Raw genomic sequence first — 25,450 nt, forward strand, 5'->3', positions numbered from 1 at the left:
GGCCGGGCATGACGTCTGCGAGAGAATGGCAATGGCCAAAAAGCGGAGGGCGCGGAGAAACTCCGCGCCCTCATGCATACATGGAAGCTTATTCGCCGCTGGCGATAGCAAAGCCCGCTTGCGGATCCTGGATCGGCTCACCATTGACGGTGACATCATACTCCTCGGCCCGCCGGGTGACGGTGACCTCGTAAGTCTTGCCGGAAAGCGTCAACCTGGCCGAGAAGCCATCCCAGCCGCCGGGCAGCGCCGGACGGACATGGATGCGGTCGCCTACCCGGCGAATGCCGAGAATGCCTTCCACCGCGGAGCGATAGAGCCAGCCGGCAGACCCCGTATACCAGGTCCAGCCGCCACGACCGGTGCGGTCGGCAGCGCCGTAGACGTCGGCCGCAACCACATAGGGTTCGACGCGGTAGGTCTCGGATGTCTGGCGGTCCAGCGCATGGTTGACCGGGTTGAGCAGCGAGAAACACGTCCAGGCGTCGTCGCCGCGGCCGAGTTCGGCAAAGGCCATCACCACCCAGGTCGCGGCATGCGTATACTGGCCACCGTTTTCGCGCACACCCGGCGGATAGGAGCGAATATAGCCCGGATCCTGCGCCGTTTCGTCAAAGGGTGGCGTGAACAGCCGGATGATGCCGGCATCGGGATCGACGAGGCGATCCATGACGGCATTCATCGCCGCCGTAGCGCGCTCCGGCTGCCCCTGGCCCGACAGCACGCTCCAAGATTGCGCAATCGAATCGATCTGGCATTCCGCCTGCGTCTTCGAGCCGAGCGGCGTGCCGTCGTCGAAATAACCGCGGCGATAATAATCGCCGTCCCAGCCGTCCGTCTCGAGCGCCGCCTTCAGCGTTTCGATATGCGCCGTCCAGCGCTTGACGCGGGCCGTGTCGCCACGCGCCTCGGCGTAACGAATGAACGACTGCAGCGCCCCGGCCAGGAACCAGCCGAGCCAGATGCTTTCGCCGCGACCTTCGATGCCGACACGGTTCATGCCGTCGTTCCAATCGCCACCGAGGATCAGTGGCAGGTTGTGCGGACCGGTGCGGTCGATCGCCAGGTCGAGAGCAAGGGCGGCGTGTTCGTAAAGGCTCGCCGTTTCTTCCGTAACATCAGGCTTGTAGAAGGCGTCGTGCTGACCCGGCTGCAGGGCAGCGCCTGTCAGGAACGGGATCTGCTCGTCGAGCAGCGACACATCGCCCACCACCTCGCAATAGTGGTTCACGGCGTAGGCAAGCCACACGACATCGTCGGCGATCATCGTGCGCACGCCGGCGCCCGTCTGCGGCAGCCACCAATGCTGCACATCGCCTTCGCGGAACTGCCGGCCGGCAGCATTGAGGATCTGACGCCGCGCCAGCGACGGGTCGTGCAGCACGAAGGCCAGCGTATCCTGCAGCTGGTCGCGGAAGCCGTAGGCACCGCTCGCCTGGTAGAAGGCCGAGCGTGCGAGGATACGGCAGGAAAGCGCCTGATAGGGCAGCCAGCCGTTGACGAGGTGATCGAGCGAACGATCCGGCGTCTTCACTTGCAGATGGCCGGTAAAGGCATCCCAATAGGCCTTTTCCGCCGCCAGCACGGTGTCAACGGAAAGGCTGCGTGCCTCACCGACCAGGGCGCGCGCGGCATCAGCGTCGTCGCCATCACCGAGGAAGAAGACCAGCTCCTTCTCGGCGCCCGGCGCAAGCGTCACATCGAAAGCCAGCGCAGCGCAAGGATCACCGTCCGGCTCGACGGAACCGGAGAGGGACGAGACCGCCGCAACCGCCTTCGGCACCAGAACAGTGCCGTCGCTGCCGATGAATTCCCGGCGGCTCGACGTGACGCCGGCCGGCTTTTCGCTGGCGGCGAAGAAGGCGGAGCGGGCGTAAAAATCGATGCTGTAGGGGTTGCCGGCAAACAGAGCGCCCGTTTCCTCGTCATAAGACGGCAGGATGAAAGGCGTGGTGCGCTGTGGATTGTTGCCGAGCACCCATTCGACGTAACCATAGACCTTGAGGCGGCGGGTCTCGCCGCTGCCGTTGCGGATTTTCAGGCGAGACAGCTTGATCGGCCGCTCGCGATCGACCGTCTGGAGCATGTCCAGGTCGAGGCCGTTCTGGCTGGAGGTGAAGACAGAATAACCAAGCCCATGACGGGTTTCGAACGAAACCGAGGCATCACGCGACAGCGCGGCGAACGGTGTCATCACCACCTTGCTGTCTGCATCGACCACGTAGATGCTCTCACCCGGCCGGTTGACGACGGGATCGTTGGTCCATGGCGTCAGCTGGTAGTCGCGCGAATTGCGGCTCCAAGTGAAGTTGGCGCCTTCGGCCGAGACGTGGAAACCGAAACGGTCGTTGGAAATGACATTGATCCACGGCTGCGGCGTCGACTGCCCACCGCGCAGGCGCACGACATATTCCCGGCCGTCCCTGGCAAAACCGCCAAAACCGTTCCAGAAATCGAGATCGCCGCGATCCTCGACGGGTTCCGACGAGAAGCCGGGTTCGTAGGTGCTCAGCACCAGCGGCCGCAGCGGTTCGACCGGGGCCGGTTCTGCCGGCTTCGGTGTGGCAAACAGCGAGGCGGCACGGTTGATCTGGTCGACGATCTTGCCGTTGCGGGCGTGGAAGACCACGCGGGCTGCGGCGAGCAGCGCCTGCCAGGTCTCGGCATCCATCAGGTCTCGGCGCACCGAGAAGATGTGCTGGCGCAGCCCGTCGCCCTGACCGAGGCGGCGCAGATTTTCGCAAGCCGCGTCGAGCGCGTGCTGCATGTCCTGTGCATAGGAGGCAGCCCGCTCGTTGACGATCACCAGGTCAGCGGTGACGCCGCGTGAGCGCAGGTATTCCTGCGCGCTCAGCGCCTCGCGGGCGATGTTCATGTCCATGTCGTCATTGATGCGCAGGGCGAAAATCGGGTAATCGCCCGAGATCGCCAGCGGCCAGAGCGCCGATTGCGACCGCAGGCCGCTCTGCACCGTCGCCGCATCCGCCCGCAGCTGCATGTCGGGATAGACGAGATGGCGGCCGAGCGTCTGGAAGGCGGCGGCCTGCTGCGAGGTGACGCCGACATGGCGCATCTGCACCTGCGCCCGCGTCCAGGCATGGATCATCTCGTGGCTGAAGGCATCCGGATGGCGGTAGCGATCGACGGCCTTGTCGATCTCCTCGCGGTTGGGCGCGGCAATCGTCCAGAAGATCACCGACACCTTCTTGCCGGCCGGCACGCGGATCGTGCGGCGCAACGACAGGATCGGGTCGAGCGTGAAGCCGTCGGAACCGGACAGCGTCGCGCCGGGATCGAAAGCGGCAGCTTCGCCTAGCGTGCGGCCGCGACCGATGAACTTTCGGCGGTCGGTCTCGAATTCCGTGTGGCGCGACGAACCGGCATTGTCGACGATCAGGTGCGCGACGCAGATATCCGGATCGCTGGGGCTACGCTTGTTGCGCTCGACGCGGATGACATCACCGCGCCGGCCGATCTCCGTCTTGACGAACATGCGCGAGAACAGCGGGTGGGCGTTATCGGCGTCATCGTAGGAGAGCACTGGTTCTAGATAGGACGTCACTTCGATGAAACGGTCTTCCGACCCCATGTTCAGCAGCGTCAGCCGCCGGCCTTCGGCATCATGCTCGGTGGCGACGATGCATTCGACTTCACTTGTGAGATCACCGACGGTCTTGTGGAATTCCGCCTTGTCGTCACCGAAGACGGCCTTGGTCTTCTCGCCGTCGAGACGGCGCGGTTCGGCGGTCGCCGACCACCATTGGCCGCTGGCGGTATCGCGCAGGAAGATGAAGCTGCCCCAGCGATCTTCGGTCGGATCGGGTTTCCAGCGGGAAACGGATTGGCCGTTCCAGCGGGAGTAACCGGCCCCGGTCGCCGTCAGCATCACCGAATAATGGCCGTTCGACAGGAAAACGAGTTCGCGTTCCTTGGCGGCAGGATCCTCGATGGTGCGCACTTCCGGCCGCGGCAGGTCGCCCTGCTCGTCGCCGGGGGTGGAGGGTTCGTGCTTGGCGCTCATCACCTGGATTTCGCGCGGCGCCTTTTCCTGCAGCAAGAGTTCGGCGGCTTCGACCACCGGATCGGAATGGAAGAGTTCACGCAGCCAGCCGTTGAAGGCGACGTTGGCGACGGCGGCAATCGACATGCCGTGGTGGTGGGCATAATAATTGTAGACCACCGCGCATTTCTGGCCTTCCGGCACACGCGTCGGCGTGAAGTCGACGGCATCGTGATAGCCGTAGATGCCCATGGCGCCGAGCTTGCGCAGCCGCTCGAGGTTTTCGAGCGCCGCTTCCGGCTCGTACTGGCTGGCGAGGATCGAGGCATAAGGCGCGATGACGGCGTTCTGGCCGAGACCGCGCTTCAGGCCGAGCGTCGGCACGCCGAAATTGGTGTACTGATAGGTCAGCTGGTGGTCGCGGGCGTTGAAGGCCGCTTCCGAAATGCCCCAGGGCGTGCCGAGCCGGCGGCCGTGGTTCATCTGCTCCTTGACGATCAGGTTGTTGGTCTGGTTGAGGATGCCGCCATGGCGCTCCTGCATGACGAGCGGCGGCATCAGGTATTCGAACATCGAGCCCGACCAGGAGATCAACGCCCCGCGCAATCCGACCTGCACCACCTGGCGGCCGAGCTTGTACCAGTGCTCGGTCGGCAAGTCGCCCTTGGCGATGGCGAACAGGCTGGTGAGACGCGCTTCCGAGGCCAGAAGGTCGTAGCAGGCTTCGTCGAGTTCGCCGCTTTCGACGCGGTAGCCGATCGACAGCAGCCGGCGCTCCTGGCGGAAGAGGAAACCGAAATCCATCGAGAAGGCGATGTCGCGGGCGCGGTCGCGCAGGCTGGAAAGACGGTTGCGCAGCGGCTCGATATTGGAGAGGTCGAAGACGCTGTCGGAGACATGCGCCTCGCAGACCTGTACCAGCGAGGCGGCCCAGGCGGTCACCTCGTTGCTCTGCGGCGATCGCACCTCGTGGTCGAGGTTGGCAGCAAGCTTCTGGATATCGCGGGCGAGCACCGACAGGTTGATGATGCGGATCGAGGCGAATTCATGCTCGCGTTTGACGGCGGCGAGCGCGTTCTGGAAGCCGGTGATACGTTCCTCCAGCCGTCGGCGCAGCGGCCGCACGGTCTTGCGGTCGTCGGGCAGGTCGCGCAGGATTTCACCGAGGATGCCGGCGACATCGCCGACGCCGTCGAGATTGCCCTGCAGATGCGCCGACGGCGCTTCCGCCCAGCTGCGGCAGGCCGACGACACGGCGATCAGATGGCCGGCGAGGTTACCGCTGTCGACCGCCGAAACATAACGCGGACCGAGCGTCGCCAGCGTATCCGTGTGGTACCAGTTGAGCAGGTGGCCGCGGTATTTTTCCATGCGCTCGACGGTGGCGATGGTCTGCTCCAGCCGCTCGATGGTCTGCTCGAACGACATCCAGCCGAACTGCCGGCCGGAAATGATCGACAGAAGATAGACGCCGATGTTGGTGGGCGAGGTGCGGGCGGCAACGATGGGGGTTGGCCGCTCCTGGAAATTGTCCGGCGGCAGGTAGTTCTGCTCGGCGGTGACGAAACTTTCGAAATACCGCCAGGTGCGGCGGGCGACCTTGCGCAGTTCTTCGGAAACCTCTTCCGAAACCTCGAGCCGGTCTTCGGTTTCCGCCGACTGGCTGACATACCAGGCAACGGCCGGCGACAGGATCCACATCAGCGCAAACGGAATGCCGACGAGGAAGGCATTGTCACCCGGCAACGCGGCAAAAATCAGCGCCAGAAGCGCGATCGCCGGGGCGTGCCACATGTTGCGGTAATAGGCGAGAATGCTGCCCTGGGCGTTCGACTGGACGCTGGCCGCGGTGCGCCATTCCAGCATCAGCTTGTGGCTGACGAACAGGCGATACAGCGAACGGGCGATGGCATCGACCATCAGGCAGGCGGAATCGGCGATAAAGACGATACGCAGTGCCACCTGGGCGTTTGCGGCGCGGATATCCGACCAGACGGTGTAAAGATGCGCGCTCGGCACCACGTCGCTGCTGCGCGGCACGATGCCTGAAATCAGAGAAAGGGTGGGGGCGACGAACAGGCTGAAGATCAGCAGGATCTGCCAGATCAGCGCGCCGAGCGGATCCATGAAATACCAGCCGAGCACGGAGGCGAAGAACCAGGCGATCGGCGTGAGCGAACGGCGCAGGTTATCGACCATCTTCCAGCGGCCGAGCGCCGTGACGCCACGCAGCGGATTGAAGATATAGGGCAGGAGCTGCCAGTCGCCGCGGGCCCAGCGATGCTGGCGTGACACTTCCACCTCGTACCGGGTCGGATAATCCTCGACCAGCTCGACATCGGTGACCAGCGCGCAACGCGCCATCGAGCCCTCGAGCAGGTCGTGGCTGAGCACCGAATTTTCCTCGATGCGCCCCTTCAGCGACGCTTCGAAGGCATCAACGTGATAGAGGCCCTTACCGGTAAAAGTGCCTTCGCCGGTCAGGTCCTGATAAACGTCGGAGACGGTGAAGACATAAGGATCGACGCCGCGGTTGATCGAGAAGACACGCTGGAATACCGAGGCGTCCTCGCCGGTCGTCAAGGACGGGGTGACGCGCGGCTGCAGCAGGCCGTAACCGCCGACGACGCGGTTGGTCTCGGGATCGATGACCGGACGGTTGATCGGATGGTAGAGCTTGCCGACGAGCTTGGTCACGGCATCGCGCATCAGGCGCGTGTCGGAATCGAGCGTCATGACATATTGCACGTCGGCCGGAACGGTGTTGGCGCCGGGCAGGAAGGTCGTATCGGCATCGCCGCGCAGAAGCAGGTTCAGCTCGTGCAGCTTGCCACGCTTGCGCTCCCAGCCCATCCAGGCGCCTTCGGCCGGATTGTACAGGCGGCGGCGATGCAGCAGGTAGAAACGCCGCTTGCCGTCATAGGCATATTTGTCGCTGAGGGCAGCGATTTCCTTGCGGGCGTAGTCGAAGACGGCGAGATCGGCTTCGGTCTCTTCCTTCTGGCTGTCCGGCCAGTCGCTGACCAGCGCGAAATAGATTTCGCCGCGCGGATTGGCGAGGTAATGCACCTCGATGTTGCGCACGAGTTCGTCGACGCTGTCGCGGTTGGAGATGAGGCAGGGCACGACGACCAGCGTACGCGCATCCTCGGGAATGCCTTCCTTGAATTCGTAACCGACAAGCCGCGATGGCGTCACGAAGAATGTCACCAGCGTGTTGAACAGGCCGGTCGCGCCTTCCGAAGCCGGCAGCGAGAACATCGCCAGCAGCACGACGATTTCGGCCCATCCCATGCCGGCACTTGCCAGGAAGCAGCCGACGACCACCAGCGCCAGGATGGTCAGCAGCACAACCGGCGCGGCAACCGCCAGCCAGTCGAGCTTGCGGACGACCCGCACGGCACGCTGAACCACGGTCGAGCGGTAGCCGATGACCTTTTCCAGCTTCTTGCGGTGCATGCCGACCAGGAAACCGCCGACATTCGGCTCGTGCGGCTGCGGTTCGCCGGAATGCCTGGCCTGCTCGGTCAGATCGACGGCGATATTGGCGATTTCAAGCTCTGTGCGATCGGAATAACGCGCCAGGCGCTCGATCTGCTTGCGATATTTGTTGCGCGAGCCGGGATCGAGATTGCCGTAATCGGTCTTGGCGAACAACAGCCGGTCGACATGGCTGACCTCCTCGACCCAGACGGCCCATTCGGTGTCGTCGATCTCGCGCAGGCTGCGGATGATGTTGCCCATCGTGACGTTGCCGGAGGACAACCGGTTGTGTTCGGCCATCATCGCCGTTTCGGCGTCGCTGCCGGCCCGCTCCAGACGTTCTTCGAGCCAGGAAATCGCGGCACCGGAGGATTGCGAACCATCCCGCAGGCGATAAAGGAACTGCGTCGCGAAGGTGGTATCGTCGGCCAGATCCTCGATGCCCTTCAAAAATTCGGCATTCTTGTCCGGATCGTTGCGGCGGATGAGTTCGTCGGCGACATCGTTTGCCCGGCCGCGCATCCGGCGCGAGCGCTCGACACGAATGGAAATGCGGCGCAGGTTTTCCACCAGAACGTAACGCACCATGGACGGCAGCGCCCAGAGTTCGCCGATCTCCAGCGTCGTGACCGTCTGGAAACCGTCGGCCAGCGCCGTCAGGCTTTCATGTGACACGGTGCTGTGGGTATGGGCGACATAGAGCCAGGCAAGCGCCAGAACGCGCGGGATCTCCGTGCCGGCGACCTGCATGGTCGGCAACTGTCGATAGAAACGGCGCGGAAAATCGCGGCGGACTTCCTGGATCGCCTCTTCGACGATGTAGTGATTGTCGAGCAGCCATTCCGCCGCCGGCGTGATGGTGGCGCCAGCCGCGACGTCGGCGGCCGTGGTGCGGTAGACACGCAGGATCTCGCGGTCGTTTTCCTTGTGGCGTGCGAAAAAGTCGAAGGGGGCAAAAGCCGGCAATGTCCGGGCGCCCTCGCGCGCCAGCGCCTCGCCGCAAGCGGCCAACTCCTCCTTGGTGAAATAGGTCGAACGGATGGAATCGTTATGATCGATCTGCTTGGCTTCGGTATCGCGCGAGGAAGCAGCGGGCGAGGATTGAAATGACATGGCGTCCTGGTTCTGGATCGAAACAGCGTTGAGTTCGGCTTCGCCTTATCCTGCTTTATCGCTCAAGCACAATATCGCACCGCTGCGCTGAAAGCCGGACTTGCGCAAAACACGGCAAGGGTCCGGACCAATAGGCAAGGCGAAATGAACGTAAGCTGACCAAACAGGCTTTTGGCGGAAATTCCTCCGTCGCGGCAAACGCCGGGTTCGCATCGCGACAGGGGCAAGCGGAGAGATTTCGACACTTATGGCAAAAGTCAAGACATGCCGTTCCAGCGGCCGGAATGCAGGTCAATAAACATGATGATCGTCTCCTGTCGCCAAGGGTTGCATGCGTGATGCAGCAGGCATCCCAAGCCCCAATGCCCGAACAATGCCTGTCGGCGCAAATTGTTCCGGCAATGGCCTAAAGACCGCTCTTGCGATCCGGATAGGAGATGATCGAGAGAAAACGGATCGGCAGGTGGACTAGCACTTCGGGCCCGTGCGGGGCATCGGCATCGAAGAACAGGCTGTCGCCCGGCAGCATATGATAGAGCCGGTTGCCATGGCGATATTTCACCTCGCCCTCCAGCATGTAGATGAGTTCCATGCCCTCATGCTGGAAGGCGGGAAAGACATCGGAATCGGCCGTCAGGGTGATCAGGTACGGCTCGACCTGGACGCCGCTGGAACTGTTGCCGATATGGCCGAGCAGATTGTACTGGTGGCCGGCCCGCGTGCCGCGGCGTTCGATCTCGACGCCCTCGCCCGCCTTGACGAACACGGCATCGCGCACCTCCTCGAAACGGCGAAAGAACGCCGTCAGCGGCACGCCGAGCGCCCGCGCCAACGATTGTAGCGTCGTCAGCGACGGCGAGGTGTTGCCGTTCTCGATCTTGGAGAGCATGCCGAGCGAGATGCCGGTGGCCGACGCTAGATCCGCGCCGGTGATGCCGAGCTTCTTGCGGAAGGCGCGGACCTCATGGCCGATGGCGATTTCGAGATTGTTTTCCTTGGTGTCGCGCAGCGCATGCGGATCCTGGGTCAGAACCGCTTTTACACCTGCCGGCTCTTCGCCGCCGGACGATCCATGCCTGTCGATTTCCGCCATCACCATCCCGACTGGATGCCGCAGCGACGGCTGCGGCTACTTTCCGGAGTGTAATATTTTCTTTTCTCCCAGGAAAGACATCCAGCCGGATTTTAAGCGCCGCGCACGAGCCTGATCACCAGGGATGCCAGGAAGAGGGCCAGGAACAGGAAGAACAGGACCTGGGCTATCGACGCCGAAATGCCGGCGATACCGCCAAAGCCGAGCAGGCCAGCCACCAGCGCGACGACCAGAAATACGAGGGCATAATACAGCATGGGAAAACTCCTTTCGTGCAGGCGAAGGGGCGAGGCTCTTGACGCTTGAAAAGATGCCGCCGCAAGGGCGTGAAAAGGCGCCGCCCGCCTTTGTATCTCCGAGGGCAGACCTCAGAGATAATTAAAGAAATACAAGAGGATGATGATCGGGATGGGAATGCCCACCAGCCACAAGAGAATGCCTTTCATGTGTGTTTCTCCGATGTGTGTTTCCTGGCAAGAAGAATGCGCGAGGCGAGCTTCGGTTCCGCAACGGCTGCAATCGGCCATCGTCCGGCCGGGGAGACCCTGGCCACAATCACCAAGTCACGCGGTAGCCGAGCACTTCCGCAAAGGTACCGCTGCCGCAAGCTATTCCATTTCATCGTATTTTGTGATTATACTGAATGAACGTTCAGCAAATGGAGATTGCGATGAACACCGCCGTCCGTGATATCAGCATACCGAACGACTGGGATCGACGGGGCTTGCCGGGGTGGTGTTATCACAGCGAGGCCTTGCTGGAGCTCGAACGGCAGCAGGTGTTTCTCGACCATTGGCAGATCGCCTGCCACGTCAGCGACGTCGCTGAGCCCGGCAGCTACATCAGCATCGATATCCTCGGAGAACGAGCCCTGGTGCTGCGCGACCAGCAGGGAACGGTTCGCGCCTTCCACAATATCTGCCGGCATCGCGGCTCGCGGCTGGTAACGGAGCCCAAGGGCCAGTGCCGCAACGCGCTGGTCTGTCCCTTCCACGGCTGGGTCTACAATCTCGACGGCACCCTGCGCGGCGCGGCGCGGCCAAACTCTTTCCCGCCGCTCGACAAGGTGGATTTCGGCCTTGCCGCGCTCGAATGCGAGATCTGGCTCGGTTTCGTTTTCATCCGCTTCCGCCCCGGGCCGCAGCCTTCGGTGGCCGAAGTGATGCAGCCCTTCGCGGACGAGCTTTCCCACTACCGCACGGAAACCGTGGTTCCCACCAACGGCCTGTGGTCGCAGGAATCGCCGGTCAACTGGAAATCGGTACGCGACGTCGACAACGAGGGTTACCATGTCGCCATGGCGCATCCGGCCCTGCAGGATCTCTATGGATCGACCTATTTCGACGAGCCTTTCGTCAACGGCCTCTGCCGCTCCTTCGCCACCTACAATCCGCATGCCGGCCGGCGCTGGAGCGTGCGCAACTATGTGCGCATCGCGCCACGGCCGGACCATCTGCCGGAAGGGCTGAAAACCGCCTGGATCTATTTCGGCCTCTTTCCGAATATGGTGATCGCGGTCACGCCGGAATCGGTGCAGTTCTATCAGGAATTCCCGCTCTCCGTCGGCAAGACCCTGCTGCGCGGCGGCGTCTATCGTTATCCGGACGAAAACCGGCAACAACGCCTTGCCCGCTATCTCGCCATGCGCATCGACCGCGACACGCAGGCTGAAGACGTGCAACTGACCATCTGGTCGAATGAATCGATGCTGTCGTCGGCCTTTTCAGGCTTTTACCTGTCGGATCTCGAATATGGCGTGCGCACGCACCACGACCACCTGCGCCAGCTCCTGCCGGTGATGACCTTGGAGACCCCGCCGCCCGAAACCGAGCTTGCCGCACTCAACGCGACGATGCGGGGGACAGCATAGCCGTCAGCGCTCTGCCGTCTCGCCCGCCCGCACCAGGCGGCCTTCTTCGGCCTTGAAGAAGAATTGCGAGCAGACGAGCCACCCTTTGAGCGGTCGCAGCAATGCCAACGACGCGCCGAGCGTCAGCGGCACGGTGGTGATCAGGTGCAGCCAGAGCGGCGTTTCGAACCGCATCTGGAACCAGACCGCAAAGGCCAAAGCCGGCACCGCGACGATTGACATGGCGAAGAAGGCCGGGCCATCGGCCGGATCGGCGAAACCGTAGTCGAGACCACAGATCTCGCAGCGCGGCGCCAGCGTCAGATACCCCTTGAACAGATGGCCCGTCTGGCAGCGCGGGCAGCGGCCGGCGATGCCGGTTTTCAGCGGATTGTCGGTCGGGTGATAACCCTCGGCGGTATAATCGATCTCAACGCTCATAATCGTCTCCTGCAGAATATTGTATGGAACAATTCCAAAATTGCCATACAATTTTCATTGACTTGCGTCATTTGTATGGATACATATCGCGAAACAGGCCGATTATCAAGCCTATGCGGCAATTTGTCTTTATTGTATGGTTTAACTTGTATGGGAAAATCGACCGGAAAGCAGGGCAATCACGATTGGCAACCGCGCCTCGTCGATGGCATCAGGCAGAAATATCTCGGCATCGTCGAGGCCCTGGCCGACGACGTCCGTTTGGGCCTGCTGCCGATCGGCACCAAACTGCCGCCGCAACGCGCCGTTGCGCTGTCGCTCGATGTCGACCTGACGACGGTGACCAAGGCCTTCAACGAGGCGCGCCGGCGCGGATTGATCACCGCGACCGTCGGCCGCGGCACCTTCGTTGCCGAGCAAGCGGAACCGGCCGAACCGGCAGCGGATCACGGCAACCGGTCCGTCGATCTCAGCATGAACATCCCGCCGCAGCCGGAAGCCGCTGCCTTTGCGCGCCGCCTGCCGGAAGCCATGGCGCATGTCCTCTCGCCGGCCCGGGGCGGCAGTGCGCTACTGGCCTATCAGGAGAGCGGCGGCAGCGCCAATAACCGGTCTTCGGCTGCCCGCTGGCTTGCCCCCCGACTAGGACCGGTCGATCCGGAGCGGATTGCCATAACGGCCGGTTCCCAGAATGCCCTGTTTGCCCTGTGCATGGGGCTGATGGAGCGCGGCGCCGTCATCGCCGCCCCGGCGCTGACCTATCCTGGCCTGCAGTCCGTGGCGCAGCGATGCGGCCTGCGGCTCTACCCGCTGGCCATGGACGAGGACGGCATCCTGCCGGACGCCTTTGCCGATCTCTGTTCGGCCTCGCCGCCGGCTGCCCTCTATCTGGTTCCGACCATCGACAACCCGACGACCGCCACACTGCCCGTGTCGCGCCGGCAGGCGATTGCCGCCATCGCCCGGCGTTTTCAGGTGCCTGTTATCGAGGACGACCCCTACGGCATGCTGCCGCAACAGGCGCCGCCGCCGGTCGCGACCTTCGCGCCGGAACTAACCTACCACATCGCCACCTTGTCGAAATGCATCAGCCCGGCGCTGCGCCTCGCCTTTGTCGTCAACCCCGACGCCACCGCTGCCACGCGGCTCGCCGCCGTGTTGCGCGCCACCAACCTGATGGCATCGCCGCTGATGGCGGCGGTCACCGGCCACTGGATCGAAACAGGCACGCTGGACACCATCACCACGACGATCCGCGACGAAAACGTCGCGCGGCAGGAGATCGCAGCGGCAGCGCTGGAAGGGCAGACCTACCGTTTCCACGGCGAAGGCCACCATCTCTGGCTTCATCTTCCGCAAGGCTGGAAGGCCATGGATTTCGCCTATCAGGCGGAACGCTCGGGCCTGTCGGTCGTCCCGGCCGCCGCCTTTGCGCTGTCGGCACCGCCTTACGAGGCGGTGCGCATCTCGCTCGGGCCGCCGGCCGACCGGGTCACCCTGCGGCGCGCCCTCGACGCCACGGCAGCCCTGCTGCGTCAGGCGCCGCAGCCGGGTCGCGTGCTGGTCTGATCAACCCTTCCAAAGACCTTCGCGCACCAGATCGTCCATGGTGCGGGAGATGCCCCGGCGCAGGATATCGACCATGGTGTCGACCTGCTCGGTCGTGATGGTCAGCGGCGGCGACATCACGCACATGTTGATCAGCGGGCGAACCAGCAGGCCAAGCTCCTGGCAATGGCCGTCGATGCGCTTGCCGACCTCCAGGTCAAGCGTCAGCGGATTGTTGTTGACCCGGTCCGCGACACATTCGATGCAGGCCATCAGGCCGAGACCGCGCACCTCGCCGACAAGCGGAAGATCTTCGAGGCTTTTCAGGCCCGCCTGGAAATGCCCCGCTATGGCATTGACGTGGTCGAGGATGCCGCCTTCCAGCAGTTCCAGGTTCTTCAGCGCCACGGCGCAGCCGACCGGATGGCTGGAATAGGTCAGCCCGTGCGCAAACATCGCATCGGGATGGTTGGAACGCCGCAACTCTTCGAACAGCCGCGCCGAAACCATGACGCCGCCGAGCGGGAAATAACCCGAGGTCACGCCCTTGGCAAAAGTGATCATGTCAGGCTCGATGCCGAACACATCCTTGGAGGCGAAGACGGAGCCGAGCCGGCCGAACGCCGTCACCACCTCGTCGGCGATGAACAGGATGTCGTTTTCGGCGCAAAGGGCGCGCATGCGCTGGAGATAACCCGGCGGCGGCACGATGACCCCACCGGAAGCCTGGATCGGCTCGGCGACGAAGGCGCCGATACGCTCCGCCCCTTCCGTTTCGATCAGCGCGGCAAATTCAGCCACGAGGCTGTCTTCGAACGCCTCGATGCTCATGCCCTCCGGCCGCCGGAACGGATTGGGCGAGGACAGCTTGCGCACCAGATGCGTGGCACTGTCCATCCAGTCCTGATCGCGGGGGCGGCCATTCAACGAGGCGGAAAGATAGGTGGAGCCGTGATAACCGCCCTGGCGCGACACCATCAGCTTCTTGTCCGGCCGGCCGCGGACATTGTTGGCAAACTGCATGATGCGCAGCGCCGTCTCCACGGCAGACGAGCCGCCGGTGGTGAGGAACACATGCTCGAGATCGCCGGGCGCCCGTTTCGCCAGCGCATCCGCGAGAGCATCAGCCGGCGAACTGGTGGTATACCATGGCGAATTGTAGGAAAGCTCCAGCGCCTGCTCCTGCATCACCCGGGCCAGGTCGGCATTGCGGTGGCCGACATTGACGCACCACATGCCGGCCGGTCCGTCGATCAGCTTGCGGCCGTGGCCGTCCGTCACATAGATGCCTTCGCCCGACGTCAGCAGGCCGCGTCTGTCGGCGCCGATCGCGCCGGCCGAAGGCCAGGGCTGGACCAGGGCATTGGGGATCTTCGCCATCGTCTCGGCATCCGGCGCCTTGCCTGCCGGAGCGAGCGGATTGATGGAACGGTCCTCGGCCAACATGGGAATTCTCCTTAAAGGATTGTTTTTCACAACAACATGAAAAACAAATGGAAACGGAATTATTCTGAATGTCCGTTCAATCAAGATGGCAGAAATAGCACTTGATTTCAAGGCGGATCGCGCTCATTCTCCCAACTGAAGAAACCAATCGCCGACAAGAGCGATGGATCTCAGGGGAACTGACATGCGTCTCTTTGCACCATCCGCCGACTGTCCGTCGGCCAGACCCACGGAGCCATGCCGATGACGGCAATGGCGGAGCCTTCCTTTCCGCCCGCGACGGCCGCCCGACGATGGCGCCGATCCGAAGAGGCCCGCGGCCTCACCCTCATCTCTCCGACATTTCTCTATGCGCTGGCGCTGCTTTTCCTGCCGGTCCTCATCGTCTTCCTCTACAGTTTCTGGACGCAGGACTACCTGACGATCGACCGGACGTTCACGCTGGAAAACTATCGCCAGGCGCTGGGCGAACCGATCTACCAGGATCTTCTCGCCCGCTCGCTCTACATTTCGCTGACGGTCAGCATCGTCACCGTTCTCCTGTCCTATCCGGTCGCCTGGTTCATCTCCTTCCATGGCGGGCTGAACAAGAATTTCTGGCTGTTCGTCATCACCATTCCCTGCTGGACCAGCTATCTGCTGCGGGTGATGTCGTGGAAGGTCATCCTCGGTTACCAGGGCGTGATGAACACCGGGCTGATGAAACTCGGCATCATCGAGGCACCGCTCACATCGCTGCTCTACAACGCCAATGCCGTCATCATCACGCTGGTGCACAGCTGGGCGGCCTTCGCCATCCTGCCGATCTTCATCTCGCTGGAAAAGATCGACCGCTCGTTGATCGAGGCCGCCGCCGACCTCGGCGACGGGCCGATCCGGCGCTTCTTCCGCATCGTGCTGCCGCTCTCCATGCCGGGCGTCATCTCCGCCTTCCTGATCGTCATGATCCCGACGGTCGGCGACTACGTCACGCCGCAGCTCGTCGGCGGCAAGGAAGGCGTGATGATCGCCAGCGCCATCCAGGCGAGCTTTGGCAAGGCCTCCAACTGGCCGCTGGGGGCGGCCTTGTCGGTGACGACCATGGTGGTGGTCTCGCTTCTGGCCGGCGCCGTCGTGCTCGGGCTGCGGTTGATCGTCAGGAGTATCCGATGAGCGGACGCATGCGCCTCCTGCCGGCCTTCGTCGGCGCCTACCTGCTGTTCCTCTATGCGCCGATCCTGCTGATCCCGATCTTCTCCTTCAACAATGCCGCCTCCACCACCTTCCCGCTCGCCGGCTTCACCTGGAAATGGTACGCATCGCTTGCCGGCAACACGGTGATGCTGGATGCGGCGCGCAACAGCCTGATCGTCGGCGTCTCAGTCTCCATCCTAGCGACGCTGTTCGGCATCTGCGCCGCCCGCGCCATCACCCGCTACGATTTCCGCGGCAAGCGGCTGACCTCGGGCCTGATCATGGCGCCGCTCTTCCTGCCGGAAATCATCGTCGCCATCTCGCTTTTGATGATCGTGCTGGCGATGGGGGCGGAATTGTCGCTGATGACCGTGATCCTCGGCCAAACCGTGTTTTGCATTCCCTATTCCATGGCGGTCCTGGTCTCGGGTTTCGAGGGCTTCGACCGCAGCCTAGAGGAAGCGTCACAGGATCTTGGCGAAACCGCCTTCGGCACCTTTCGCCGGGTAACGCTACCGGTGGTGGCGCCCGCCATCCTGTCGAGCCTGCTCGTCGCTTTCACCATTTCGCTCGACGAATTCATCCTCGCCTTCTTCCTCACCGGCACGCAGCAGACGCTGCCGGTCTATATCTGGGGCCAGTTGCGCTTCGCTGCCAAACTGCCTTCGGTCTTGGCGCTCGGTTCGCTGATGCTGCTGACCTCCGTCCTTCTTCTCACGCTTGCCGAAATCTTCCGCCGCCGCGCCGAAAGCCGGAAAATCCTGCAGGAGGTCCCCCATGGCTGACCGTTCGATGATCTCCATCCACGGCATTTCGAAATATTACGGTCCTTATCCGGCCGTCAGCAGCCTGTCGCTGGAGATCGGCGGCGGCGAATTTTTTTCGCTGCTCGGACCGTCCGGATGCGGCAAGACCACGCTGTTGCGGATGATCGCCGGTTTCGTCGAACCGACAGACGGCTCGATCCGCATCGACGGGCAGGACGTCACCGGCACGCCGCCGAACCGTCGCCCCACCAACATGGTCTTCCAGAACTACGCGATCTTCCCGCATCTCAACGTCGAGGAAAATGTCGGCTACGGCCTGAAACGGCTGCACCTCGACAAAACGGAGGAAAAACGCCGCATCGGCGAGGCGCTGGAGCAGGTGCGGCTTTCGACGCTCGGCGCCCGCAAGGCGCATGAACTCTCCGGCGGCCAGCGCCAACGCGTCGCGCTCGCCCGGGCGCTGGTGATGCGGCCAAAAGTATTGCTGCTCGACGAACCACTGTCGGCACTCGACAAAAAACTGCGCGAACAAATGCAGGTGGAATTGCGCAGCCTGCAAAAAGCCGTCGGCATCACCTTCATCCTCGTCACCCACGACCAGTACGAGGCGCTCGCCATGTCGGACCGCATTGCGGTGATGTTTGCCGGCAAGCTTGCGCAGGTGGCGACACCGAAGGAGATCTACCAGCGCCCGGTCAACCGCCAGGTCGCCGATTTCCTCGGCGGCATGAATTTTCTGGACGCGACGGTGACCGGCGACAACAACGGCCGGGTGACGGCGCAGACGCCGATCTTCGGCGACATCACGCTCGAAAAGCCGCCGGGATTTACCGCGACCGCCGCTGACGGCAAGGTGACGCTCGGCATGCGGCCGGAGCGCCTGCGCCTGTTGTGGGAGGGAGAAACGGCACCGAAGGAAATCCGGGGCACGGTGAGCAACCGCCACTATTTCGGCGAAACGACGCATCTGTCGATTGCCGTCGATGGGCTTTCGGCGCCGCTGTCGATCGTCGAGACCAACAATTACGGCGCCGACGACCTGCCGATCGGCGCCAGCGTCCGGATGGCCTACGATCCGGACGCCCTCGTGCTGCTTGCAGAATGATCAGTAGCCGGATTTGATCTTTTCGAATTCGGCAATCATCTTCTGCTTGAGATCGGACGGTACCGGCGCCTGGAACAGCGTGTTGGCGGTGAACTTTTCGACATCGGCATAACCGGTCCGTTCCAGCACCGCCGGATCGACCGTTGCCATGCCCTTGGCATTGCCCGAGCCATAACCCCAGGAATCGACGAGATAACCGGCAATGGCCGGATCTGTGACGGCATTGAGGAAATCATAGGCCCGGTCGACGCTGCCTTCCGCACCCTTGACGCGCACGTAGCCGCAGACCCAGGTGGACAGACCTTCATCCGTATCCTTCTTCATTTCCACCGGCACGCCGTCCTTCTTCAGCGTTGTCGGCGTCTCGTTCCACGCCCAGGCGAGATCGACCTCGCCGCTCGCCATCGCCTGGCCGATTTCGGTGTTGTCGGTCCAGTAGAGACGCACGTTCTTGTGCACCGCCCGCAGGAAATCGGAGGCCTGCTTGAACTGATCGTCAGTCATGACCGTCCAGTCCTTGAGGCCGATGGCGAGGCTTGCCAGTGCATAGGCATCATCGACATTGTTGCCGATCGAAACGCGATCCTTGAATTTCGGATCGGCAAAGGCTTTCAGCGACTGGATTTCTTCGGGCTTGATCTTGTCGGTGCGATAGACGGTGACCGTATTGCCCCATTCGAAAGGCAGGAACCAGGCCTTGCCATCGGCCGTGGTCATCAGGTCCTTCATACCCTTGATACCGGGCAGGGTCGATTCCCAGTTTGTGAGCTTCGACGTATCGAGCGGTTCGAGCAGCCCGGCATCACGCCATTTCAACACGCTTTGCGAACAGGGATGGGCGAGATCCGTCTTGAAACCCGAACGCAGCTTCTGAAACGCCTCCTCTTCATCGCCAAAGAAGCTGAAATCCGGCTCGTTGCCGTATTTTTCGGTATATTTCGGATGAAAGGCCGGATCCTCGTATCCTGCCCAGTCGAACACCGTCAGGCTGTCGGCGGCAAGCGCCACAGTCGAAACGGAGAGTGAAAGGGCCAGGGCCAGACAGGCACTCGCCTGTCGAACCGCTCTTGCGTTTAATGCCATGCCATTCTCCTCTTTTATCAGCCTCCGGATCCATTCTCCCTCGGTCCGGAGTGGTTGAAATGCGCAGGAAAGACGGAAACGATAAAATCGATGGAGGCGGCGAGCGCTTTTTCGCGCGTCAAACCCTCGCCCATCATCAGCCGCAGCCAGAGGCCTTCGAGCATGGCGCAAAGGCAAAGCGCCATGGCATCGGGATCGAAACCGTAGCGGCCTTCTTCCTTCAGCTCGCGGCAAAGGCCGACAAAAATCTCCTGGTAGTGCTTGTCGTTAGCGCCACACAGCACCTGGTAGGTCGGCCGCGATTTCGCCTCACCCCAGAAGGCACACCAGGCAGCGAGCTTGCGTTTGGTGCAGATCTTGCGGTCGAAATCGGCAGCGACCAGCGCCCAGAGACGGGCAGCAGCACTCTCGCCGGCGCGCTGCAACGACTGGTGCCAGTGCTGCGAATATTCCTCCGCCATATATTGCAGTGTCGCGACGAGCAGCTTTTCCTTGCTCTCGAAATGGAAATTGACAATGCCGCGCGACAGGCCGGCGCCATCGGCCACGTCGGCCAGAGTCGTTTCGGCGTAACCGCGCTTGGCAAGAGAATCGATCGTCGCTTCGATGAGCTGCTGCTGCCGTGTTTCCTTTGAAGCCTTGCGGCCCTTCTTGTCCAATTCCGCCGCCTGCTGGGATGCGCTCATGCGAACCGCCACTTCCTTCCTGTTCAGGCGGAGAACGACCGTCATATCTCCGCCCCTGATTTTCGAGCCCGCAGATGAGTGGGACAATGCTCCCCGCTGTCAAGAACCTTCTGCATCGCCGCCCAGGTGCGGATATTCTTGTCGACGAAGGCTTTTCCGACCGTTTCGACCGCCCTGTCGTAGAGTTCGTGCTGCAGGCGGTAAAGCTCCTGCGCCGCCTCGATCCTGTACCAGTCGTTGCGGCTGGTCGTGGTGATATCGGCAAAGCCTGCCGCTTCCATCGCACGACGATAACGGGCCGGCGGCGCCATGCCGAAACTCAGTCCCTCGGCGTCGAGATAGTCGGCCATATCGGGCGAAGGCGTTCCGTCGTGGGAAATCAGCCAGTCCGAGGCGGCAAAATAGCCGCCGGGTTTCAGCACCCGAAAGAACTCACGGAAAAGCCATTCCTTGTCAGGAACATGGACAATGGCATCCTTGGAAAACACCACGTCGAACGTGGCGTCAGCAAAAGGCAGCGGCCCCGGCGGTGACTGAACGAAACGGACGCGGTGCTCAAGCCCCGCCTCTGCCGCGTCCGCCTGCGCCTTGCGGATCACCGGCATCTCAACATCGTAGCCGGTTACCGATGCGGGAGAAAAACGGCGGGCCAGGAAAAAGCTGATTCCGCCGGCGCCACACCCGAAATCCAGCACCGCCTGTCCCGAGAGCATGATACCGTCGAGCACGCGCTCCACCTCTGCGGGGCCGCCGGGAGAAAGATAACCTTCGCCCCAGATCAGCTCGAGAAAGCGGATATGCGTTTCATCATATTCCGGCTCGTGGTGCCCGGCCTCCGTCATCCCTGCCCCTTCCGGCTTTTCGATCGCGCTATCCTCTCGTTCTTCTGATGAAAATCCTATCGTAGAATCAGCCAATTGCAATAGACTTGCTGAATATTCATTCAATATCTCTGGACAAGCTTCTGCTTTCCATGCGACTTTTTTGAAATGAAGCATTGGGGCGAGTGATGAAGATCTACGATGCCATCATCATCGGCGGGGGACACAACGGGCTTGTGACGGCCGGTTACCTGCAACGGGCGGGGCTGGAAACCGTGGTTGTCGAGAAAAACCCCTGGGTCGGCGGCGCCGCCACCAGCCGGGAGTTGACGCCGGGTTTCCTCTATTCCAACTGTTCCTACGTCTGCAGCCTCTTCCGCCCGGAGATCATGCGCGATCTGGAACTGCCGAAACACGGGCTGCAGATCATTTCCTACGAAGGCGGCGCCGTCTTTACCCGCGACGGCGATTATCTCGCCTCCTACCGCGACCACGACGCCCACCGACGGGAATTCGCCCGTTATTCGGCCCGCGACGCGGAGAGCTACGAACGGTATGCCCGCGACGTCACGCGTCAGTGTCGCTTCATCCAGCCGCTTTTGATGCGCACCGCGCCCGACCCTTTCTCTTTCAAGCCACGCGATATCGGCGAACTTCTTTACCTGGCTAAAAAGTTCGGCGAATTCAGCCCCGCGGAGATGGCATCGACGCTGCGCTTCTGGACCATGTCGATCTCCGATTTCCTCGAGGAATATTTCGAGACCGATGTCATCAAGGCCTATCTGGCGCTGTCCGGCATCATCGGCACGGCGCTCGGGCCGATGTCGCCGGGCACGGCCTACGTGCTGCTGCATCATTACATGGGTGAGGTCGACGGCTCGGTCGGCGCCTGGGGTTACGCCCGCGGCGGCATGGGCGCGGTGACGAAGGCGCTCGCCTCCTCCTTCCAGGCGGCGGGCGGGGTGATCCGCACCGGGGCGGAGGTCGACAAGGTCATCGTCGAGGGCGGCCGCGCCGTCGGCGTCGCGCTCGCCAACGGCGACGAGGTGCGCGCCCGCATGGTGGTCTCCAATGCCGATGTCAAGCGCACCTTCCTGAAGCTGGTCGAGCCGAAGGAGCTGCCGGAACCCTTCCTGCACCGGGTCAAACATTTCAAGATGCGTGGCTCCTCCGGCAAGGTGAACATCGCGCTCGACAGCCTGCCGGAGTTTCCCGCCTTGCCTGAGGGGTCGCAATGCATCCGCGGCGACATGCATTTCACCGATTCCATCGCGCGCATGGAGCGCGCCTACGACGACTGGAAGGCCGGCCGCTGGTCCGCCGATCCCTTCCTCGACATGATGATCCCGACGACGCTCGACCCGACCATGGCACCGGTCGGCAAACATTTCATGAGCTGTTTCGTTCAATATTGCCCGCCCAAGGTGGAAGGCCGCGACTGGACGGATGCCGACCGCGACGCCTTCGCCGAAACCGTGGTCAGGCAGATTTCCGATTATTCGCCTGGTTTCCGTGAGCGCATCGTGCATATGGAAGTACGCACGCCGCGGGAGATCGAGCAGGAAGTCGGGCTTACCGAAGGCAATATTTTTCAGGGCGAACTGACCTTCGACCAGCTTTTGTTCAACCGGCCGGTGCCCGGATACGCGCAATATCGCAGCCCGATCCAGGGGCTTTATATCTGCGGCTCCTCCACCCATCCGGGCGGCGGCGTCATGGGTGCACCCGGCCGCAACGCCGCCGCCGAAATTCTCCGCGACCTCGACAAATCCCGTTCGCATATGAGTGCCGCCCATGACGTCCTTTGACACCATCATCATCGGCGCCGGGCATAACGGCCTCGTCGCCGCCGGTTTCCTGGCGCAGAGCGGCCGCAAGGTGCTGGTGCTGGAAGCGGAAGAAACCACCGGCGGTGCCGCCCGTACCGTCGAGTTCGCACCCGGTTTTCGGACGAGCGGCCTGGCGCATGTGGTCAACCGGCTGCATCCGCAGGTCATCTCCGGCCTCAAGCTCGACCGCGCGCTGTTCGAGGGTGATGCCGTGCCCACCGTGGCGCTCGATGCACAGGGCCGCCCGGCCGTGCTGCATGGCGGTTACGGCGAAACGCTGGAAGGCGTCAGCGAAACGGAAGCCGCGGCCTTTGCCGCCATGCGCAAAAAACTGATGCTGCAGGCCGGCGTGCTGAAATCCTTCCTGACACGCAAACCGCCCCGCCCCGGCGAAATCGGCATCGGCGATGCCTTGCAGCTCGGCCTCACCGGCCTCGGCCTGTTGCGCCACGGCCGCGAAGAGGCCCGCGATTTCGCCCGCATGCTGCTGATGAACGTTGCCGATATCGCTGACGAATATCTGACCGATGACCGCCTGAAAGGCCTGATCGCCTTCGATGCGACGCTCGGCATCCATCTCGGACCACGCTCGCCGACATCGCTGCTCGGCCTCTTCTATCGCCTGACAGGCGAGGTTTTGGGCCGGAACGGCGGCCAGTACCTGCCGAAAGGCGGTATGGGAACGCTGGCGCGGGCGCTGGAAGCCGGCGCCATCAAAGCAGGTGCCCGCATCCGCTTCTCGTCGGCAGTCGCCAAAATCCTGACGGAAAAGGGACGCGCCATTGGCGTCGTGCTGCAAAGCGGCGAAGAATTGCACGCCACGAACGTGGTGTCGGCCATCCATCCGGTGACGACGCTGCAAAAATTCCTGTCGCCAGGCGAGATCGATACCGGCCTTTCCCGCAGCCTCCGACATATCCGCAGCAAGGGCAACGTCGCCAAGCTGCATCTGGCGCTCGACCGCGTGCCGGTCTTCGCCGGCGTATCGTTGAAGGACCAGCAGGGCCGGCTGGTGATCGCACCGTCGGTCAGCCATGTCGAAAACGCCTTCAACCCGGCGAAATACGGTGAATTCTCCGCCGATCCGGCAATCGAGATCACCTTGCCGAGCCTCACGGACCCGAGCCTCGCGCCCTCCGGCGCCTGCGTGCTGTCGGCGCTGGTGCAATATGCCCCCTACGATCTGAAGCAGGGCTGGGAGAACGGCAAGCCGCGCTTTCTCGAAACCGTTCTTTCGAGCATCGAACGGTACGCACCCGACATCCGCAGCTCGATCGTCGCAACCGAACTTCTGGTGCCGCCGGACATCGAGGCGCGCTATCGCATGCCGGGCGGGCACTGGCACCATGGCGAACTGCAGGCCGACCAGCTCCTGATCAACCGGCCGACATTCGAAATATCCGGCTACGAAACACCGGTCGAAAACCTCTATCTCTGCAGCGCCGGCGCGCATCCGGGCGGCGGCATTTCCGGCGTGCCGGGCATGAATGCCGCCCGCCACATCATTGCCGCGTCGAAGGCAAGGAGCCGCCGATGACCCTCGATCTCGCCATCCGCAAGGCCGCGCAACCGCATTTTCACACGCTCCTGCTCGAATCGCCGTTCCATGAGCGGCTTGCCGCGCTCGACAAGAACAATGATTGGTACGGCTGGGCCGGCCACAAGGCGCCGCATGCGCTCGACGACGAGGAGCTGGAATATTTCGCCATCCGCTCCACCGCCGCCGTCTTCGACATCTCGCCGATGACGAAATACCGGATAACCGGCCCCGGCGCCGTCGCCTTCCTCGACCGGCTGACGGTGCGCAATGTCGCAAAACTCGGTATCAACCGCGTGCACTACACCGCCTGGTGCGACGACCACGGCCATGTGCTCGACGACGGCACGCTGTTCCGCCTCGGCGAGAGCGAATTCCGGCTTTGCTGCCAGGAGCGCCATCTGCCGTGGCTGCTCGATAGCGCCGAGGGTTTTGCCGTCGATATCCGCGAGGAGACCAGCGAGATCGCCGGGCTGGCGCTGCAGGGGCCGACATCCTACGCTATCCTGAAGGAAGCGGGTTTTGCCGGCGTCGAGGCGCTGAAACCGTTCCAGATCGGCGGGTTTGCGCATGAAGGCGGCACCGTCACCATATCGCGTACCGGCTTTACCGGCGATCTCGGCTACGAACTCTTCGTCCCCCGCGCGCTTGCCCTGTCGCTCTGGGACCGGCTTTTTAAGGCGGGAAAACTGCTCGGCATCCGCGCCATCGGGTATACCGCGCTCAACCGCGCCCGCATCGAAGCCGGCTTCATCGTAGCCAATGCCGATTTCATGACCGCCGAGGCAGCGCTGCGCGGCAACCGCCTGCGGCTGCCGGACGAAATCGGCCTCGACTGGATGATCGATCTGGAGAAGCCGAATTTTAACGGCCGCCGTGCCATCCTGGCGGCACGCAGCAGGAAGACGCTCAAGCACATCCTCGTCGGCCTGGAGATCGAGGGCAACGTGCCGCCGGAGCATGCGTTAATCTATTACAACAAGCGCCGCGAGGTGGGCATCGTCACCGCAGCCATCTGGTCGCCGCTCGCCAAACGCAACATCGCCATCGCCAGCCTCGAGCGCCCTTATGGAGAACGCATCCAGGATGGCCTCTGGGTGGAAATCTACGCCCTGCGCGAACTGCAGTACCAAAAGCTGATGAAGCGTGCCCGCATCGTACCGCGGCCTTTCGTGACGCTCGCCCGCCGCAGTGCCAATCCCCCCGGGCTGTTCTGATGGCAGCGCCTCGGGAGGCAAGCGATAAGGAACTCTGGGCGCAGGTCAATACACCCGTCGGCGAGGCCTGGTCCGGCCGCGCCCGATATGCCGCCGCCATGGAATTTTACCAGCGGGGCGAGATGAGCGCCGAAACGCTGGAAATCTACCGCATCTGTTGCCGGCTCGACCATGAAAACCCGCTGGACGTCCTGCGCCGCTGGAAGGTCGGTGCCGATTGGCTCGCCCGGTTTTCCCCGGACGAGCCGAACCGCTGAAA

The 25,450-nt window shown here is 62.8% G+C and carries 16 protein-coding genes and 1 pseudogene; 9 read left to right on the forward strand and 8 right to left on the reverse strand.

Translation table 11 applies throughout. From position 1 onward, the window contains the following. Nucleotides 1–88 precede the first annotated feature (88 nt). From ACSQ3I_RS09045 to ACSQ3I_RS09055, 3 genes are all read right to left on the reverse strand, one after another. On the reverse strand, nt 89–8,596 hold the full coding sequence (locus ACSQ3I_RS09045) for a GH36-type glycosyl hydrolase domain-containing protein (protein ID WP_435998055.1): 8,508 nt from the start codon (nt 8,594–8,596) through the stop codon (nt 89–91). Nucleotides 8,597–9,002: 406 nt separating this feature from the next. Next, nucleotides 9,003–9,689: a helix-turn-helix domain-containing protein gene (locus ACSQ3I_RS09050; RefSeq protein WP_435998057.1), complete on the reverse strand. Its 687-nt coding sequence runs from the start codon at nt 9,687–9,689 to the stop codon at nt 9,003–9,005. Nucleotides 9,690–9,781: 92 nt separating this feature from the next. Beyond that, nucleotides 9,782–9,946, reverse strand: a complete 165-nt coding sequence (locus ACSQ3I_RS09055) for a DUF1328 domain-containing protein (RefSeq protein ID WP_109459520.1) — start codon at nt 9,944–9,946, stop codon at nt 9,782–9,784. Between the two features lie 413 nt (nt 9,947–10,359). Between ACSQ3I_RS09055 and ACSQ3I_RS09060 the strand changes: the two genes are divergently transcribed. Beyond that, nucleotides 10,360–11,559, forward strand: a complete 1,200-nt coding sequence (locus ACSQ3I_RS09060) for an aromatic ring-hydroxylating oxygenase subunit alpha (RefSeq protein ID WP_435998059.1) — start codon at nt 10,360–10,362, stop codon at nt 11,557–11,559. 3 nt (nt 11,560–11,562) lie between these two features. Here the strand turns inward: ACSQ3I_RS09060 and ACSQ3I_RS09065 are convergent, their stop codons facing one another. Next, complete coding sequence (locus ACSQ3I_RS09065) at nt 11,563–11,979, reverse strand: DUF983 domain-containing protein (RefSeq protein ID WP_435998061.1); 417 nt, start codon at nt 11,977–11,979, stop codon at nt 11,563–11,565. Between the two features lie 150 nt (nt 11,980–12,129). Between ACSQ3I_RS09065 and ACSQ3I_RS09070 the strand changes: the two genes are divergently transcribed. Next, nucleotides 12,130–13,548 (forward strand): PLP-dependent aminotransferase family protein, encoded by a 1,419-nt coding sequence (locus ACSQ3I_RS09070; RefSeq protein ID WP_435998063.1) that lies wholly within the window; start codon nt 12,130–12,132, stop codon nt 13,546–13,548. Here the strand turns inward: ACSQ3I_RS09070 and ACSQ3I_RS09075 are convergent, their stop codons facing one another. Further along, nucleotides 13,549–14,907, reverse strand: coding sequence for an aminotransferase (locus ACSQ3I_RS09075; protein WP_435998331.1), 1,359 nt, complete (start codon nt 14,905–14,907; stop codon nt 13,549–13,551). A gap of 309 nt (nt 14,908–15,216) precedes the next feature. Here ACSQ3I_RS09075 and ACSQ3I_RS09080 point away from each other — a divergent pair, with 309 nt between their 5' ends. The 3 genes and pseudogenes from ACSQ3I_RS09080 to ACSQ3I_RS09090 all read left to right on the forward strand — a co-directional run. Beyond that, nucleotides 15,217–16,125, forward strand: a complete 909-nt coding sequence (locus ACSQ3I_RS09080; RefSeq protein ID WP_435998064.1) for an ABC transporter permease — start codon at nt 15,217–15,219, stop codon at nt 16,123–16,125. Beyond that, nucleotides 16,122–16,931, forward strand: coding sequence for an ABC transporter permease (locus ACSQ3I_RS09085; protein ID WP_435998066.1), 810 nt, complete (start codon nt 16,122–16,124; stop codon nt 16,929–16,931). The genes ACSQ3I_RS09080 and ACSQ3I_RS09085 overlap by 4 nt, the downstream gene beginning before the upstream one ends. An 82-nt stretch (nt 16,932–17,013) precedes the next feature. Further along, nucleotides 17,014–18,018, forward strand: a pseudogene (locus ACSQ3I_RS09090) (ABC transporter ATP-binding protein); the annotation flags it as partial. Here ACSQ3I_RS09090 and ACSQ3I_RS09095 read toward each other — a convergent pair. From ACSQ3I_RS09095 to ACSQ3I_RS09105, 3 genes are read right to left on the reverse strand one after another with little or no spacing between them, the layout of a single operon-like run. Then, the gene (locus ACSQ3I_RS09095) at nt 18,019–19,101 is read right to left on the reverse strand and encodes an extracellular solute-binding protein (protein WP_435998068.1); all 1,083 of its coding nucleotides are present in this window, start codon (nt 19,099–19,101) and stop codon (nt 18,019–18,021) included. It abuts the pseudogene before it with no gap. Nucleotides 19,102–19,118: 17 nt separating this feature from the next. Beyond that, the gene (locus ACSQ3I_RS09100; protein ID WP_435998333.1) at nt 19,119–19,787 is read right to left on the reverse strand and encodes a TetR family transcriptional regulator C-terminal domain-containing protein; all 669 of its coding nucleotides are present in this window, start codon (nt 19,785–19,787) and stop codon (nt 19,119–19,121) included. A 41-nt stretch (nt 19,788–19,828) separates the two neighbouring features. Then, a complete protein-coding gene (locus ACSQ3I_RS09105) occupies nt 19,829–20,785 on the reverse strand; it encodes a class I SAM-dependent methyltransferase (protein WP_435998069.1) in 957 nt (318 codons plus the stop codon). An 11-nt stretch (nt 20,786–20,796) separates the two neighbouring features. Here ACSQ3I_RS09105 and ACSQ3I_RS09110 point away from each other — a divergent pair, with 11 nt between their 5' ends. From ACSQ3I_RS09110 to ACSQ3I_RS09125, 4 genes are read left to right on the forward strand one after another with little or no spacing between them, the layout of a single operon-like run. After that, complete coding sequence (locus ACSQ3I_RS09110; protein ID WP_435998071.1) at nt 20,797–22,416, forward strand: phytoene desaturase family protein; 1,620 nt, start codon at nt 20,797–20,799, stop codon at nt 22,414–22,416. Continuing rightward, nucleotides 22,403–23,974 (forward strand): phytoene desaturase family protein, encoded by a 1,572-nt coding sequence (locus ACSQ3I_RS09115; protein WP_435998073.1) that lies wholly within the window; start codon nt 22,403–22,405, stop codon nt 23,972–23,974. Before ACSQ3I_RS09110 ends, ACSQ3I_RS09115 begins: the two co-directional genes overlap by 14 nt. Next, nucleotides 23,971–25,191, forward strand: coding sequence for an aminomethyltransferase family protein (locus ACSQ3I_RS09120; RefSeq protein WP_435998075.1), 1,221 nt, complete (start codon nt 23,971–23,973; stop codon nt 25,189–25,191). Before ACSQ3I_RS09115 ends, ACSQ3I_RS09120 begins: the two co-directional genes overlap by 4 nt. Further along, nucleotides 25,191–25,448, forward strand: a complete 258-nt coding sequence (locus ACSQ3I_RS09125) for a hypothetical protein (protein WP_435998077.1) — start codon at nt 25,191–25,193, stop codon at nt 25,446–25,448. The genes ACSQ3I_RS09120 and ACSQ3I_RS09125 overlap by 1 nt, the downstream gene beginning before the upstream one ends. Nucleotides 25,449–25,450 lie beyond the last annotated feature (2 nt).

The organism is Rhizobium sp. LjRoot30 (assembly GCF_964253915.1).
In the GTDB taxonomy this organism is placed as follows: domain Bacteria; phylum Pseudomonadota; class Alphaproteobacteria; order Rhizobiales; family Rhizobiaceae; genus Metarhizobium.